The 17,684-nt window shown below is 64.0% G+C and carries 9 protein-coding genes; 7 read left to right on the plus strand and 2 right to left on the minus strand.

The annotated features are described in order from the left end of the window. The first annotated feature begins 83 nt into the window (after positions 1-83). Positions 84-1,667, plus strand: a complete 1,584-nt coding sequence (locus HDE76_RS10265; RefSeq protein WP_184507137.1) for an alpha-amylase family glycosyl hydrolase — start codon at positions 84-86, stop codon at positions 1,665-1,667. A 97-nt stretch (positions 1,668-1,764) separates the two neighbouring features. On the opposite strand, the gene HDE76_RS10270 is transcribed toward HDE76_RS10265, so the two are convergent. Together HDE76_RS10270 and HDE76_RS10275 are read right to left on the minus strand one after the other, a co-directional pair. Next, on the minus strand, positions 1,765-4,230 hold the full coding sequence (locus HDE76_RS10270; protein ID WP_255481533.1) for a TonB-dependent receptor: 2,466 nt from the start codon (positions 4,228-4,230) through the stop codon (positions 1,765-1,767). Positions 4,231-4,366: 136 nt separating this feature from the next. Further along, a complete protein-coding gene (locus HDE76_RS10275) occupies positions 4,367-5,563 on the minus strand; it encodes a cation:proton antiporter (protein ID WP_184507140.1) in 1,197 nt (398 codons plus the stop codon). Positions 5,564-5,838: 275 nt separating this feature from the next. Here HDE76_RS10275 and HDE76_RS10280 point away from each other — a divergent pair, with 275 nt between their 5' ends. The 6 genes from HDE76_RS10280 (at position 5,839) to HDE76_RS10305 (ending at position 17,581) form a co-directional block, all read left to right on the plus strand. After that, the gene (locus HDE76_RS10280) at positions 5,839-9,156 is read left to right on the plus strand and encodes a transglutaminase family protein (protein ID WP_184507143.1); all 3,318 of its coding nucleotides are present in this window, start codon (positions 5,839-5,841) and stop codon (positions 9,154-9,156) included. 114 nt (positions 9,157-9,270) lie between these two features. After that, complete coding sequence (locus HDE76_RS10285; protein ID WP_184507146.1) at positions 9,271-10,017, plus strand: sulfite exporter TauE/SafE family protein; 747 nt, start codon at positions 9,271-9,273, stop codon at positions 10,015-10,017. A gap of 175 nt (positions 10,018-10,192) precedes the next feature. After that, positions 10,193-12,682, plus strand: coding sequence for a circularly permuted type 2 ATP-grasp protein (locus HDE76_RS10290; RefSeq protein ID WP_184507149.1), 2,490 nt, complete (start codon positions 10,193-10,195; stop codon positions 12,680-12,682). A 36-nt stretch (positions 12,683-12,718) separates the two neighbouring features. After that, positions 12,719-13,675 carry a transglutaminase family protein gene (locus HDE76_RS10295; protein WP_184507152.1) on the plus strand — a complete coding sequence of 319 codons (957 nt, stop codon included), beginning with the start codon at positions 12,719-12,721 and terminating at the stop codon, positions 13,673-13,675. Between the two features lie 200 nt (positions 13,676-13,875). Then, a complete protein-coding gene (locus HDE76_RS10300) occupies positions 13,876-14,979 on the plus strand; it encodes a putative zinc-binding peptidase (protein ID WP_179477615.1) in 1,104 nt (367 codons plus the stop codon). Positions 14,980-15,193: 214 nt separating this feature from the next. After that, positions 15,194-17,581, plus strand: a complete 2,388-nt coding sequence (locus HDE76_RS10305; protein ID WP_255481534.1) for a TIM-barrel domain-containing protein — start codon at positions 15,194-15,196, stop codon at positions 17,579-17,581. Positions 17,582-17,684: the final 103 nt, after the last annotated feature.

Below are 17,684 nucleotides of genomic sequence, written 5' to 3' on the forward strand. Positions count from 1 at the left end.
CCGCCGATCCAGAGGCATGGCTTCGGGGTCGGCTTTTTCTTTCTCGTGGACGCAAAATAGCCGCGATGCTTTCGGGATACGGTATGTCGAGAACACTTCCCCTTTTGAGCCGCGCCATCGCACTCGGATTTCTAGGCTCGCTGCTGAGTCTGTCCGTCGGCGCACAGGCGCCGTCAACCGCGCCACATGCGTCGGACACGGCCATGGCGCCTTCGGGCGTTTACTACGAAATCTTTGTACGAGCATTCGCCGACAGCAACGGCGACGGCATCGGCGATCTCAACGGCATCACAGGCAAGCTCGATTATCTGAAGTCGCTCGGCGTCAGCGGCCTCTGGCTGACGCCGATCAATCCCTCGCCGAGTTATCACGGCTACGACGTCACCGACTATTACGGCATCAACAGGCAGTTCGGTACGGCAGCGGATTTTCAGAAGCTGCTCGACGAGGCGCACAAGCGCGGTATTGCGGTGATCATCGACTTGGTGATCAACCACACCAGCGATCAGCATCCGTGGTTCCAGTCCGCAGTGGACCCGAAGAATCCGAAACACGACTGGTACAGCTGGTCGAACGCGCACACCGACCTCAAGGCCATCAGTGCCACGGATACGCCGGCGTGGCATGTGCTGGGCGACCAGCATTATCTGGGCACGTTCACCCGTGCCATGCCCGACCTCGACTACGACACGCCCGCAGTGCGCCAGGAAATGATCAAGCTCGGGCGCTACTGGCTCGGCAAGGGCGTCGACGGCTTCCGGCTCGATGCCGCGCAGCACATCTACTTCGACCTGAAGTCACAACGGAACGATCCGAAGATTCTGGCCAAGAACATCACCTGGTGGTCGGACTTTCGCCACGGCCTCGATACCGTCAAACCCGATGCGTATGTGGTCGGCGAAGTGACGCGCGATAACCCGCAGGAGATCGCGCCCTATTTCAAGCCGCTCAGTGCGGCCTTCGATTTTCCGCTGGCCACGCAGTTGATCGAAAGCGCCAAGAGCGAACGCGCGGGTAATCTCGGCGCGCTGCTGGATCGCACCGAAGCGGCGTATCGCCAAGTGACCGGCAAGTCAGGCGTCGATGCGCCCTTCCTTTCCAATCACGATCAGAGCCGGGTAATGAGCCAGCTCGACGGCAGCGCGCAGCATATGCGTATGGCCGCAGCGATGCTGCTGACCCTGCCCGGCCATCCCTTCATCTACTACGGTGAAGAGCTTGGCATGCGCGGACAGAAGCCTGACGAAAATATCCGCGAGCCGATGCGCTGGCATCGCGACGATCATGGCGCCGATGAAACGCACTGGAAGGCCTTCAGCGCCGGCGACGGCCCTGAGGTTTCGGTCGACGCCGAACAGGCCGATGCCCATTCGCTGCTGCACTACTACACCACCCTGATCGGCTGGCGCCGCCAGATCAGCGCCCTGCGCGACGGCACGCTGAGCGCATGGTCGCCATCCAATCCGCAGATCGCCGCCTGGCAGCTCAGCGATGCGCAAAGCCATGTGCTCGTCGTACACAACCTGTCGGGCGAGACGCAGACGGTCGACGTATCGCATGCTCTCGGACACCGCTTCGACACGCTGCAGGAAAAAAGTCGTCAAGACATTACGCTTGCTCAGGGAAACCTGCGGCTACCGCCGTACAGCAGCGCCATCGTGCGCTGAGCGCTTCGGCAGGTCGATGCAAAAAGGCCTCTTCCGTTTGGAAGAGGCCTTTTATTTCTGCGCGAAGCGTTTCGAAAGCGAGGTTATTCCAACCTTCTTACAAACTCGCCGAGAACGTCACGAAAAACTGCCGCGGTGCGATCGGGTAAGTGTTGTAGGTACCCGAGGCGGCGCCGACCACCACTTCGTACGCGCCCTTCTTCTGTAGCAGGTTGCTGACGTTCAAGCTGATTTTGGCATCGTGCAGGATGCCCAGCGTGCCCGGTATCGCGTAACTGGCCTGCACGCTGAGCAGGAAGTAGCTCGGCACCGACAAATCGTTGGTATAGGTCGCATAGACCTTGCCGACGTAGTCGCCCACCAGCTGACCGCTGATCGCGCCGTAGTTCGCGCTGAAAATGAACTTGTTCAGCCACTCCGGGCTGCCCGGCACGTTCTTGCCCGAGGTCGGCACCACGGTAGTGCCGCTGAGGTAGTTGTCGTTGTACTGCGACTGGTTGTACGACAGGGCGTCGTAGAAACTCAGGTGATCGCCGAAATGCAGCGTACCGGCAATATCCACGCCGTTGGTGGTGACGCTGCCGACGTTGGCGATGATCGGCGCGCCGCCGACGATGGATGAAATCACCGGGGTCGGGCTGATCGACAGCAGGCGGTTAGAGAAGTCGACGTGGTAGACGCTGACCTGGCCATCGATACCGCTCACCGGCCCAAGATTGAAATCATGCTGCGTACGCAGCCCGAGTTCTTCCGTCCACGAGGTTTCCGGCGACACCGTCTGCTTGAACTGATTGAACGCGGCCTGGCTACCCAAGCTCCACGGCGACAGTCCGCCCGCACCGTAGGTGATGAACTGGCGCGTGTTTTTCTGCACGTTGGCGAACAGCTGATCCTGAGCGGTGATATCCCAGGTCGCGCCAATCTGCGGCAAAAATTTCTGCCGCGTGTCGATGGTACCCGCCGGCAGCTGCGTCACGCCCACGGTCGAACCCGGCAGCGGCTGGGTCGGCACGCGGCCGGTGGCGAACTGGAAGCTGGACTTGAAGCCTGCCGACAGCGTGATCTCCGGCGTGATGAACCACTGATCGGACACGTACGGCTGCACGACCTGCGTGCGGTTCTCGACGTTGTACTGTGTGATCAGCGGCGTCAGATCGTCATTCGGCCGCTGATACGGCGAGGTGGGGTCGTTGACGTCCAGCGCATACCAGCGGCGGTATTGGCCCGAGCGGTTCAACTCGTACCAAATGCCGGCGTCGAGCTGGTTGTTGCCGGCCACCCAATCCACGCTGGAGAGAAAGCCGGTGCGGTTGATCTGGTACTCGGTGGTACGCGTGGCATAGCCCGAATTGCCGAACACCTGCTTGAGGTTCTGACCCGGGTAGTAAACGCTGAAAAGTGCCGGCAGCCCCGCCACCTGGATCGGGCCGGCCACCACGCCGACGCCGTCGTTGTGGTGGAAGTAGACCTGGTTGCTCCAGGTTACGCCGTCGCTGATCTTCCAGTCGTACTTGGCGTACGTCAGATAGTCGGTACGCTGAGCGTCGCTGTAATAGTTGCGATAATTGTTGCCGGCCGACGCGGGCGGTGCGCCATTGGCGCCCAGATACGCCAGCGCGTACGGAAAATTCGGATAGGTAAAGGCGCGCGTATACGGCAGCACCGTGCCCTGACCCGCCGCGGTGCCGTGATAAACGCTGTCCTCGTTAGGCTCGACCTTGTCCGAGTAATCGGCGAAAAAAGTGAACTTGCCGTTGCTGTCGTCGTGCACGAACTTGCCGTCGGCCTGCACGCCGCGCTGATGGCCGGCAAAATCCCACGCGCGCTGATCCTGGTTGACGAACGAGGCATACGCCGAATTGCCGTTGCCGAATTCGCCGGTGTCGTAGCGCAGGTAGCTGCGCGTGGTCGAATAGCTGCCGAAGGTCTGTGCGAACTTGAGGCCGGAAGTCTTGGACGGATCACTGGAGACCGTGGTCACCGTGCCGCCGAGATTCGAGGTCGACGCGGTGGATAGATCGCCCGCGCCCGAAGCCAGCGTCACCGAGCCCACGTCTTCGCTGATCACCGCGCGCTGCGGCGACAGGCCGTTGTAGTTGCCGTACTGCTGGTCGCCCAGCGGCACGCCGTCCATCGTGTACCCGAGCTGCTGCGTGCTGAAACCGTGCACGAACAGCTGCGTGTTCTGCTCGTTGTTGCCCCACGGATCGGCGGTGAGATACAGCACGCCGGGCAGGGTCTGAATTGCCTTCAGCGGGCTGGCGCCCGGCTGGATTTTCTGGATCTCCTTACCGGTCAGCGACACCGCCGAGCGCGTGCTCTTGGCGCTCACCACCACCGAGTCGAGATCCTTGGGCGAAGCGCTGGCGCTCGAAGCAGGGCTGTCCTGTGGCGCCGCTGGCGCTGGCGCGGTATTCGCTTCGCTGCCAGTGACGGCGCTCGACGACGTCGTGACGTCAGCGGCCATGGCGCCATGGCTGGCCAAGGTCGCCGCGATGGCAGCGACCAACAGACGAACACGATAAGGCCGCACGGTGATACGTGCGGAAGGGCAATACGACATTTTCAGCCTCCCAATGATGCGGCCGGCACACGCCAGGGCCGCCACAAACGCCGATGTTGAAGCACGACGCAACTTATTGCGGCAATGCTAGGCAATCGGCATGTCATTGCGATTGGTTTGACGTTACAGAACGACGTCACCCGCTCGGCGAAAGCTTCGCGCGTATCAGCCGCGGGCTGACCATCGGCACGGTGAGCATGGTGCTGGCCACCGCCATCAGCAGCAGCGCGGTAAAGGTGGCGCCGGTAATCAGATGACGATCCAGCAGGATGTTGACGAAAATGATCATGATCAGCGCCTTGGTCTGCAGCAGCCAGCCGACGATCCACGCATCGCCCTTCGGCCAGCCTAGCCAGCGGCCGGCCAGATGGATGCCGGCCAACTTGCCGGCCACGGCGGCGACCAACAGCACCGCCGCGGCGATAAATACCGCGCCTCCCCCGACCGTCCAGTTGGTGCGCAGCCCGGTCGAGAGAAAAAACACCGGCATCACCACCAGCAGCACGTGCTTGCGCAGCAGGTCCATATGGCCTTGGTTGAACCACTCGCGATCGATCACCGCCCCCGACAGAAACGCGCCGACCATGAAGTGCAGGCCCGCGCGATCGGCGGCAAAGCCGCAGGCGGCCAGCCAGATCAGGCCGACGTACCAGCGATCGGACTCGGGTATCCGCTGCATCAGCCTACGGAACAGCCACGCGGTCGGCGCAAACAGCAGCAGAAACAGCAGCTGCAGCCCGACCCGATGCCAGTCGAGCAGGATCAGCGCCAGCACGCCCCAGATCGCCAGATCGTCCAGACTCGCATAGCGCAGCACGCGCTGACCCAACGGCGCGCGCATGATCTGAAGCTTCTCCATCAGCAGCAGCAGGATCGGCAGCGCGGTCACCGCGCAGGCCATGCCGACGCCCAGCAGAAACTGCCAGGGCGCGGCGGCCTCGCCGATAAACCCCGTGCGCCACGCCAGCAGCCCGGCAGCCGCCAGGCTCCCAAAAATGAGCGGTACGCCCAGTGCCAGGCCGGCGGTAATGCCGCACTCGCGCCGCTGCAGCCAGACCTGCTTCAGATCGAGCTCGATGCCGGCAATCCACACGAATACCATCACCGCCCACCACGCGATGCCGTTGAGCGCCTGGATCACCGGCGGGCTGAAGACGGTGGCGTAGTAGTCGGGGAATGCCGCGCCGAGAATGCCCGGCCCCAGCACGATGCCGGTAACGATCTGCACCACCACCAGCGGCGCATAGTAATCCGTGCGGCCCAGCCGCCAGATCAGGTACGGCACGCTGAAGATGATCGTCATGGCGATCAGGAAAATATCCGTGCTGTTCATTGGCTCTACCCGCTTGCCCCGGCTGGTGCACTATCGCGACGATCGTAGCGGATTTTCCTGCGCCGGCCGTTGGCATGCGTCCAAGCGATCAGGGGGCGCCCATAACGACACATCACAATGGTCTACTCACACGAGGGCCGTTAAGGTAGACACATAGAGTCGGCTTTCAGCACTTTACTGGCGCCGGTCAACGGCCTAAGCCCCGATCGCAACGCGTAGAAAATCTTCACTCATGGCAGGTGTCACAAGCCCGCCAACAACACTATCGAGATCCCATGTCGATCCATGTTGCCCTGACCCATATCACGCATTACCGCTACGACAGGCTGGTGAAACTGGGGCCGCAGGTGGTTCGCCTGCGGCCTGCACCGCACAGCCGCACGCCGATCCTCAGCTACTCGCTGAAGGTCGAGCCGGCCGGTCATTTCGTGAACTGGCAGCAGGACCCACAGGCCAACTGGCTGGCGCGGCTGGTGTTCCCCGAGCCCACGCGCGAGCTGCGCATCGAGGTCGACCTGGTCGCCGAGCTGTCGGTGATCAACCCGTTCGACTTTTTTCTCGAGCCGTACGCCGAAACCATTCCCTTCGCATACGACGCGGAACAGGGCGAGGAGCTGGCGCCGTATCTGAAAAAACTGCCGATGACGCCGCTGTTCGAGCGCTACCTGGCCAAAATCCCGCGCGAGCCGCTGCGCAGCGTGGACTTCCTGGTCATGATCAATCAGCTGGTGCAGGGCGACGTCAGCTACCTGATCCGCATGGAGCCAGGCGTGCAGACGCCGGAAGAAACGCTGACCAACGGTTCGGGCTCGTGCCGCGATTCGGCGTGGCTGCTGGTGCAGCTGCTGCGCCATCTCGGGCTGGCCGCGCGCTTCGTCTCCGGTTACCTGATCCAACTGGTGCCCGACGTCAAATCATTGGACGGCCCATCCGGCACCACGGTCGACTTCACCGACCTGCATGCCTGGTGCGAGGTCTATCTGCCGGGCGCGGGCTGGATCGGTCTGGACCCGACTTCGGGCCTGTTCGCCGGCGAAGGACATATCCCGCTGGCCGCGACCCCGGAGCCCTCCTCGGCCGCGCCGATCAGCGGCGGTGTGGACGAAAGCGAGGTCGAGTTCGAACACATCATGCGGATCGAGCGCGTGTGGGAAGCGCCGCGCGTCACCAAGCCGTATACCGAAGACCAGTGGCAGACGATCGAGGCGCTCGGCCATCGCATCGACGAGGATATGCAAAAGCTCGACGTGCGCCTGACCATGGGCGGCGAGCCGACCTTCGTGGCGATGGACGACCCCGACGGCGCCGAGTGGAACATCGCCGCGCTGGGCCCGACCAAGCGCAAGCTGGCCGGCGAACTGTTCCACAAGCTGCGAGCCAAGTATGCGCCCCACGGCCTCGTGCATTTCGGCCAGGGCAAGTGGTACCCGGGCGAACAGTTGCCGCGCTGGTCGCTCAACTGCTTCTGGCGCCGCGACGGCGAGCCGCTGTGGAGCGACCCGTCGCTGCACGCCGACGAGCGCAAGCCGGGCAGCGCCGATGCCGCACTGGCCGAACGCTTTCTGCACGGCGTGGCAAAAACGCTGGGCGTGCAGGCCGGTCACGTATTCCCCGCGTACGAAGATGCGTTCTATTACCTCTGGCGCGAGCGCCAGCTCCCGGTCAACGTCGATCCGCACGATGCCAAGCTGGACGATGCGCTGGAGCGCAAGCGGCTGGCCAAAGTCTTCGGTCAGGGCCTGGATAAAGTCGTCGGCCACGTGCTGCCGGTGACGCGCAGCAGCGACGGCAGCTGGAAAAGCGGCTCGTGGTATCTGCGCAGCGAGCGCTGCTATCTGGTGCCGGGCGACTCCCCCTTGGGCTATCGCCTGCCGCTGGATTCGCAGCCGTGGGTGCGCAAGATCGATTTCCCGTTTGTCATACCGCCCGACCCTTCGCGCCCGGTGCTGAAGCTGCCCAGCGCCGACGCGCTGAAAAAACAGCTGCTGCCGATCGAGAGCGGCGTCGCATTGAGCGGGCATGTCACCACCACCGAGGATGTTCCGCCGGCAGCCGGCGAGTCGGCCGATAACATCGCCCGCCGCGCACTGTGCGCCGAGGCGCGCGACGGCATCCTGTATCTGTTCATGCCGCCGACCGACGAAGTGGACGATTACATCGCGCTGGTGGCCGCGATCGAAGCGACTGCATCCGCTTTGAAAACGCCGGTGATCCTGGAGGGCTACGAGCCGCCGCGCGACCCGCGCATCAACCAGTTCCGCGTCACGCCGGACCCGGGCGTCATCGAGGTGAACATTCATCCAGCCACCGGCTGGGACGAGCTGGTCGAGCGCACCACGCACCTGTACGACACGGCGCGCGAAACGCGATTGATCACCGAAAAGTTCATGCTCGACGGCCGCCACACCGGCACCGGCGGCGGTAACCACTTCACCCTTGGCGCGGCGCAGACGCTGGACTCGCCGTTCCTGCGCCGGCCCGATCTGCTGCGCAGCCTGATTTCGTACTGGAACAATCATCCGTCGCTGTCGTTCCTGTTTTCCGGCCTGTTCATCGGCCCGACCAGCCAGGCGCCGCGCATCGACGAAGCGCGCAACGACTCGATCTACGAGCTGGAAATCGCCTTCCGCCAGATGCCCTCGCCCGGCGGCGATATCGAACCAGACTCTATCGAACCCTGGGTGGTCGATCGCCTGCTGCGCAATCTGCTGATCGACGTCACCGGCAATACGCACCGCGCCGAGTTCTGCATCGACAAGCTGTACTCGCCCGACAACGCCACCGGCCGCCTCGGTCTGCTGGAGATGCGCGCCTTCGAAATGCCGCCGCACGCGCGCATGTCGCTGGTGCAGCAGCTGCTGATCCGCGCATTGATCGCGCGCTTCTGGAAGGAGCCTTACGCGCCGCCGCGACTGATGCGCTGGGGCACCGAACTGCACGATCGTTTCATGTTGCCGCATTTCGTCAGGCAGGACCTGGCCGATGTGCTCGAGGAAACCCGCAATGCCGGGTACCCGATCGAGTTGGACTGGTTCGCGCCGCATCTCGAATTCCGCTTTCCCAAGGTCGGCGATTTCGCCAGCCTCGGCGTGGACGTCGAACTGCGTCACGCGCTGGAACCGTGGCACGTGCTCGGCGAAGAAGGTTCGGCCGGCGGCAACGTGCGCTACGTCGACGCCTCGGTCGAACGCATGCAGGTCAAGGTGCGTGGCATGGCCGGCGATCGCTATGTGATTACCTGCAACGGCCGCGCCCTGCCGCTGACGCCCACCGGCGACGTCGGTGAATTCGTCGCCGGCGTGCGCTACAAGGCATGGCAGCCGCCGACCAGCCTGCATCCCACCCTCCCCGCGGACGCCCCGCTGGTGTTCGACCTGGTCGACACCTGGATGGACCGCAGCATGGGTGGCTGCCAGTACCATGTCGCGCATCCGGGCGGCCGCAGCTACGACGATTTCCCGGTCAACGCCTACGCCGCCGAAAGCCGCCGCCTCAGCCGCTTCTTCCGCCTCGGACACACCCCGGGCCGTATTGGCGCACAGCCCGCGGAGCGCAATCCGAATTTCCCGTTTACGCTAGACCTTCGACGTTAGAAATTCTTCGAACATAGCTTTGGGTCGATTGAGGCATCGACAGCTAAGAATGAGTTTAAGCTGCCAGTCTTCAAGACTCGAAGGCTTATGCCTGCGTCCCTTATGCTTGATGCCATGACGCCCATCACGCTCGGACTGCTTTTTATTGCCGGCCTCTGGGCCGGAGCTCAGAACGCACTCGCAGGTGGTGGGTCGTTCATCACGATTCCCGCGTTGATGCTTGCGGGGCTCGATGCACGGTCCGCGAATATCACCTCGTCGGTCGCGCTGTATCCGGGACAGGTAGTCACCGGATTGGCTGGCCGGCGGCTTATCGAGGATGCCGAGACACTCTCGTTCAAGATGATGTGCGTGCTCGGTGCCAGCGGTGGCCTGATCGGCGCACTGCTCCTGCTGTGGACGCCGAGCGACCTGTTCAAATCCATGCTGCCGTGGCTGATCCTGTTCGCCACATGCTTGTTTGCGTGGTCCGCCTTCGGGCGCCGCAGGACGGAAAAGCGCAAGCCGATACCCACGGCCGCGGCCGTTTTCCTGCAGAGCGCAATATCGATATACGGCGGCTATTTCGGCGGCGGCATCGGCTTCATGACGGTAGCCTCGCTCGGGCTGATGGGCCTCTCGGCGCGGCCGGCATCGGCGACGAAAAACGCGCTCGCCGCGGTGATCAACACGACTTCGTTGCTGGTCTTTTTGTTTTCCCCGTCGCTGATATGGATACCGGCCCTGCTGCTGGGCGCAGGCGCCATTCTGGGCGGCCTGGTGGGCGCGTGGGTGCTTCGACGAGTACCGGAAAAGCTGCTGCGCATTCTTATTGTGATCATCGGCATCGTGCTGACTGTTGGCTTGTTCATAACCCAGTAGTGGGAGTCGATGGCCCCAGGGAGCGAAAATCCGCGGCGATGACGGGAGTGCGATGTTGGGGTTCGCTGACTCTCATCCCAACCTGCGAGGATTGCACGGCGCTGATGGAATCCGCGCTGCCACATCAGGTCGTGTTTCTTTAGACTGTCGGATATACGTTTCCTTCACGGCTCCGATGAACACCGACGCTTACCAGCCGCATCGCGATCGCTATGACGAGATGCTCGACGCCAACGGCGCGGCGCGGCCGCACTGGCGGCCGATGCTGACGCACTTGCGCGAGACCTCGGCGGTGCAGATGCGCCAGCGGCAGGAGTTTGTGCGCAGCCAGGTGCTGGAAAACGGCGTGACGTACAACATGTACGCGTCGACTCAGGGCGCGGCGCGGCCGTGGGATCTGGATCCGCTGCCGCTGCTGCTGCCAGCCAGCGAATGGTCGGAGCTTGCCACCGCCGTGGCGCAGCGTGCGCGATTGTTGGATGCGGTGCTGGCTGACCTTTACGGCCCGCAAGCGCTGCTGGCCGAGGGGCTGATTCCGCCGGCGACGGTGTACGGGCATCCGGATTTTCTGTGGCCGTGCCGCGGGCTCCAGCCGCCGGGCGGGCGCTTTCTGCATCTGTACGCGGTGGACTTGGCGCGGTCGGCCGATGGCCAGTGGTGGGTGATCGGCGATCGGGCGCAGGCGCCGTCGGGCGCGGGCTACGCGCTGGAGAATCGGCTGATCGTGTCGCGCGCCTTTCCCGAACTCTTTCGTGACTTGAAAGTGCAGCACCTCGCCGAGTTTTTCCGCGCGCTGCGCCAGAACCTGACCCTGCACGCGCCGCACGACGCCGGCGAAACGCCGCTGACCGTGCTGCTGACGCCCGGCCCGTACAACGAAACCTATTTCGAGCACGCCTACCTCGCGCGTTATCTCGGCTTTCCGCTGGTGGAAGGCCAGGATCTCACCGTACGCGGCGAGACGGTGTATCTGAAGACCCTGACCGGCCTGCAGCGCGTGCACGCGATTCTGCGCCGGCTCGACGACGACTACTGCGACCCGCTGGAGCTGCGCGGCGATTCCGCCCTGGGCGTTCCCGGTCTGCTGCAGGTGGCGCGCGCAGGACGCGTGCTGATCGCCAACGCGCCGGGCAGCGGCCTGGTCGAATCGGGCGCGATCGCCGCGTTTCTGCCGCGCGTGTGCGAACGCCTGCTCGGCGAATCGCTGGCGATGCCGGCGGTGGCGAGCTGGTGGTGCGGCGAACCGGCCGCGCTGGAGTACGTGATCGCGCATCTGGACGAACTGGTGATCAAGCCGGCCTACCCGTCGACCACGCACCGACCGATGCTCGGTCGCGATATGCGCGGCAAGGCGCGCGCCGCGCTGATTCTGCGCCTGCGCAAACAGCCGCGCGCCTGGGTGGCGCAGGAGATGGTGCGGCTGTCGCAGGTACCAGTGATCTCGCAAGAGCATCACCTGGCGGCGCGGCCGGTCGGCCTGCGCGTTTACGCCACGGCGAATACCGACGGTGGCTATACGGTGATGCCCGGCGGTCTGGCGCGCGTGGCCGGCACGCCGGTGGCGCAGATGATCAGCATGCAGCGCGGCGGCGGCAGCAAGGACACCTGGGTACTTTCCGACGTGCCGGTGAGCCGCTTCAGCCTGCTGGCCAACACCATCACCGCGAAAGAGCTGGTGCGCAGCCCGTCCAATCTTTCGTCGCGACTGGTGGAAAATCTGTTCTGGTTCGGCCGCTATACCAGCCGCTGCGACGACAGCGCGCGCCTGTTGCGCATCACGCTCACGCGCTATGCCGACACCAGCGCCATGCCGGCGCGCGAATCGGCGCTGGTGCTGTGCAAGGGACTGAATCTGTTTGCGCCGGTGGAGAAGGACGAGCCCGAGCCCAAACCCGACGACGCGATATGGACGGCCATTTGCGATGCCAGGCGCGTAGAGAGCCTGACCGCCAACCTGCGTCACCTGGCCTGGACCGGCACCCAGATCCGCGAGCATCTGTCGCTGGACAACTGGCTGATGCTCAACCAGCTGCCGCTTCCGCCGACGACGGATGCGCGCAAAAAAGCGGGACTCAGCGCTGCCCTGGAGTATCTGGACAACAGCCTGATTCTCGGCGTGGGCCTGTCGGGTTTCGCGATGGACGGCATGACGCGCGACAACGGCTGGCGCTTTCTGATGATAGGCCGTCATCTGGAGCGGCTGGCCTTTATGGCATCGGCCAGCGCCTGTTTTCTGCATCACGGCGTCGATCAAGGCTGGCACAGCCTGGACTGGCTGCTCGAAGTGGCCGACAGCTCCATCACCTATCGCAGCCGCTATCGCGCGCAGCCCGAGCTGCTGCCGGTGCTCGACCTGGTGGTGTTCGACGATAGCAATCCGCACGGCGTGGTATTCCAGCTGCGCCAGCTGCTGATCCATCTGGGCGAACTATCCGCCGATCTCGGCGGCGATCACTACGCGCTGGCGGACGAGCTGCTGGCGGTGCTGCAGGAATACACCGGGTTCGAGCTGTCCACGCTGGAGCAACCGGATGAGTCGGTCTTGCTGGCCCTGGCGACACTGCTTGGCAACACCGCCCGCGCGGCGCGCGAGCTTTCCGACGTGCTTGCCGCCCGCCACTTCACCCATGTCGGCGAGCGCAGCCGGCAGACGCTGGCCGCCTGAGGAAGTGGCACGGCGATAGCCTGCTATCGTTCGCACATGGCACGTTACAGGGTTACCCACGACACGCATTACCGGTACGACGCGCCGGTGGCTTTGTCGCGTCAGCTGCTGCACCTGACGCCGCGCGAGCTGCCGCGCCAGCAGTGCCTGGATCATCGGCGCCAGATCATCCCCGAGCCGAGCTTTCAACGGGAACACGACGATGCTTTCGGCAATGCCTCGGCGATGCTCGCGTTCGAGGCACCGCACGACGAACTGTGGGTACGCACCGAAAGCGTCGTCGAGGTGTTTTCGCCCGACCCGACCAGCTTCGCCGATACGCCGGCGTGGGAAACCGTGCGCAACCGCCTGCAATACCACGCCGGCGACTCGCCCTCGCCGGTCACGCTGGCCGCGCTGCAATACCGCTTCGGCTCGCCGTACGGACGCATCAAACGCCGCTTCGCCAACTATGCGGCGGACTGCTTCCCACCCGGTCGATCGATGCTGGACAGCGTGCTCGCGTTGAACGCAAAGATCCATCGCGACTTCGCCTTCGACCCCGAAGCCACCACCGTCGCCACGCCCGTGGCCGATGTGCTGACGCGTCGGCGCGGCGTGTGCCAGGACTTCGCCCACGTGATGGTGTCGTGCCTGCGCTCGATCGGTCTGGCTGCGCGCTACGTCAGCGGCTACATCCTCACCACGCCGCCGCCCGGCCAGGAACGACTGATCGGCGCCGACGCTTCGCATGCCTGGGTGTCGGTGTGGTGCCCGGGCGAGGACGAAGACCGCTGGATCGACGCCGACCCCACCAACAACCTGCTGCCCGGCAGCCAGCACATAACGCTGGCCTGGGGCCGCGACTTCGGCGATGTGTCGCCGCTGCGCGGCGTGATTCTCGGCGGCGGGGAGCAGGAATTGAAAGTGAGCGTCACCATGCTGCCGCTGGACGAGCTGCCGCTGAATAACGCCACCAGCGATGCGCTGGCGCAGTGGCAAAAACAGTCCTGACTACATGGGCTTCACCGGCGCTTCGCCGTCATGCCGCACCTCTCGCGGTGGCGCGGCATGACGGCGCTGACCAAGCTCAAAAGTGTTAAACGGGTCGATCGATGCAGCCCGCGCCACGATTCACTTCCAGCATGCGCGCGCATCGACAGAATGACGGTTCGAAGGTGCGCAAAGGCGCGGCCAGGGGGTTTGCGAAGGTCATGAAAACGTTCCACTGCAATAGCTGCAACCAGCAGGTGTTTTTCGAAAACGTATTGTGCGAGCGCTGCGGCCACATGCTGGGCTACGTCTACGATCTGGACGACGTGACCGCGTTCGAACCGGACGACAACGGCTTCTGGCGCAGCCTGGACGCACGCAGCAACGGCCGCAGCTACAAGCAGTGCCAGAACTACATCGCCGAGCACGTGTGCAACCGGATGATTCCTACGGACGATCCCGAATCGCTGTGCAAATCGTGCCGGCTCACGCTCACCATTCCCACGCTGTCGTCCGACGAAAATCGCGAATATTGGTACAAGCTCGAGCGCGCCAAGCGCCGCCTGCTGTATACGCTCACGCACCTCGACCTGCCGATCGAATCGCGCGAGGAGAATCCGGAAACCGGGCTCGCCTTCGAGTTTCTGGAAAACCAGCTGGGCGAGCCGCCGGTGCATACCGGCCACTCCGACGGATTGATCACGCTGAACATCGCCGAGGCGGACGACGGCTATCGCGAAAAAACCCGCACGCGCCTGCACGAACCCTATCGCACCCTGCTCGGTCACTTTCGCCACGAGATCGGCCACTACTACTTCATGCGCCTGATGCAAGAAGGCCCGCTGATGGACGAGTGCCGTGCGATCTTCGGCGACGAACGCGTGGACTACGGCGAAGAAATCAAGCGTCACTACCAGGAAGGGCCGCCGGCGAACTGGGAATCATCCTACATCAGCGCCTACGCCACCATGCACCCGTTCGAGGATTGGGCGGAAACCTGGGCACATTACATGCACATGGTCGACACGCTGGAAACCGCCAGCGCCTGCGGCCTGATGCTGGCACCGTCCAACCCCAGCGAACCGTCGCTGCAGGTCGAGCCGGTGGACATAGTGACGCGCTCCTTCAGCGAAATGATCGAGCGCTGGTTCCCGCTGACCTACGTGCTGAACAGCCTCAACCGCAGCATGGGTACGCCCGACGGCTACCCATTCGCACTGGCGCCGCCGGTGATCGACAAGCTGCGCTTTATCCATAAAGTGATACGCACGCAGGGCAATGTGCCGGCATCGACGCCGAATAGCCCGGCATTGCAACGTACTTGATGCGGCAACATCGCACGTCGGCATCCGATGGTTGACCACCGGACGCCGATGCAGCCCCAGGCCGCACATCTCACCGCACGCATGAATACGTATGCAGCGCCGCACTCCGGCTCGACGGCGGGCCTACCATGGCCGCTTCCAGCAAAAGGGACGGGCGATGGTCGATCGGAAAAGTTACAGGCGCGTTTGGCTGCATCGTCAGGCAACCGCACCGATGCGCCGCCACCGCAACGCCGCGCTGGCATCGCTGCTGGCAATGGCCTTGCTGGCCGCCACGCAAGTGCGCGCTGGATCGTCCGACGCAGCGCCTGCGCTCTCGACACCCTGCAGTAACTGCCTGCGTATCCCGGTCGATCACGGGCAGCTGACCATCACGCTGGTCGAAGCAAATACCGTGCGCGTGCAGTTTCGCGCAGGACGGACCGCCGGAACCAGCGCGCCAGCAGGTGGGGTCGATTCGCTGATGCTGGATCCTGCCTGGCAACCTGCCGTGCTGCCGAATGTACGACAGCTGGAAACGGCCCCCACGCGGGAACTCGACGCGTCCGACGTCCACGTGATCTGGGACAAGGCCCAGCGCGAGCTGCGCATCGAGGATGCCGCGCATCGTCTGCTGCTGCGCCAGCACGACCTCGCCTCGCTGGCGCAGGGCAAGCTGCAGCTCACCCACGATGCGGACGATGCGATGTACGGCATCGGCGGCTATAACGCGACTGAAAGTGCTTCGGCAGGACTCCTGCGGCAGGGACATCGGCTCGCCACCGCCGGCGCGCAGGGACACGCCGGCGCGCCCTTCGTCTGGAGCACGGCGGGTTACGGGCTGCTAGTGAATAGCCAGGGCGTCAGCTTCGTTCTCGCCGACGCGCATATGGACGTCCAGACGCCCGTCGGCAATATCGATTATTTCATCCTGCTGGGACGGCCGACCGAGATCTTCGGCACGATCGCACGGCTCAGCGGCCATACGCCGCTGTTTCCGAAATGGGCGATGGGCTTTACCAACAGCCAGTGGAATATCGACCAGAAAGAGCTGCTGTCGATCGTCGACACATATCGCGCCAAACACATCCCGATCGACAACTTCACCCTCGACTTCGACTGGAAAGCCTGGGGCGAAGACGACTACGGCGAATTCCGCTGGAACCCGGTGAAATTTCCCGACGGCCCCAGCGGCAAGCTGAAGTCGCTGCTCGATCAGCGCGGCATGCACCTCACCGGCATCATGAAGCCACGCGTGCATGTCGATACGGTCGAAGGGCGTTACGCCACCGCGCACGACCTGTGGCTGGCCGATACAGCGACCAGCGACGACTATTTCTCGCACAAGCCGGTGCGCGTCATCGACTTCGACAAGGCTGCCGCACGCGCCTGGTTTTTCAACGACGCGCTGAAGCATTCCTTCGATACCGGCATCGTCGGCTGGTGGAACGACGAGGCCGACGACAGCGGCGGCGACAGCCAGTTTCTCAACATGCAGCGCGCCCTCTACGACGGCCAGCGCGCGTATTCGGACCAGCGCGTGTGGTCGGTCAACCGCAATTTCTGGCTGGGCTCGCAGCGCTACGCCTACGGCCTGTGGTCGGGCGATATCGCCACCGGCTTTGCCAGCATGGCCGGCCAGCGCGCGCGCATGCTCAGTGCGATCGACGTGGGCGCGATGCAGTGGGGCATGGACGGCGGCGGCTTCACCCACGGCCACCCGTCGAACGAAAACTATGCACGCTGGGTCGAGTTCGGCGCGTTCACGCCGATCTTCCGCGTGCACGGCGACTTCAACGAAAAGCGCCAGCCGTGGCTGTACGGCAGCGACGCCGAGGCGGCAGCCACCGATGCGATCCGCCTGCGCTACGCGCTGATCCCGTACATCTACAGCTATGAATACGCGCGCCACATCGACGGCGTCGGCCTGGTGCGTCCGCTGGCCTTCGACTGGCCGCGCGACCCGCAGGTGCGCAACGACGTTGACGCCTGGCTGTTCGGCGACAGCCTGCTGGTGTCGCCCGTGGTGATCGAGGGGCAGACGTCCAAGGATATCTACTTGCCGGCCGGCACCTGGACCGACTGGTTTAGCGGCAAGGCCTACCGCGGCGGCCAGCGTGTGCGCATCGCGATCGACAGCGTGCGCTGGCACGACATCCCGCTGTTCATCCGCCAAGGCGCAATCATCCCGACGCAGCCGGTGATGGATTACGTCGGCCAGCGACCGCTCACCCAGCTTGATGTCGACATGTTTCCCGACGACCGGCGCACCACGTTCGATTATTACGACGACGACGGCAGCACCTACGCCTACGAACACGGTGTGTCGTTCCGCCAGTCGCTGGCCCTGCAGCGACAAAACAACGCCGTGCACGTCGAGATCGGCGCTGTGGTCGGCAGCTGCACGCCGGCGCTGGCGTTCTATCTGCTGAAGATCCACCGCGGCTCAGCCAGCGCGGTGAACCGCGAAAGCGCCGCCCTGCCCTCGTTCGACAGTCTCGATGCGCTCGTCAAAGCAGGCGGCGAAGGATGGTCGAGCGGGCACGATCGCTATGGCGCGGTGACGTATGTGCGGGTGAAGGCGGCCGTGGCGCAGGACGTTGTGCTGTCGCTGGCGCGCTGAGGCGATGATTCAGTCAGCCCGCCCTGCAGCAGACGCTTCGACGCCGCTGTCGATGAATACGTATGCAGCCGCTGGTTGCTGCATTGCGACGCTGATTACCATG

This window comes from Rhodanobacter sp. ANJX3, from assembly GCF_014200755.1.
Lineage (GTDB): Bacteria > Pseudomonadota > Gammaproteobacteria > Xanthomonadales > Rhodanobacteraceae > Rhodanobacter.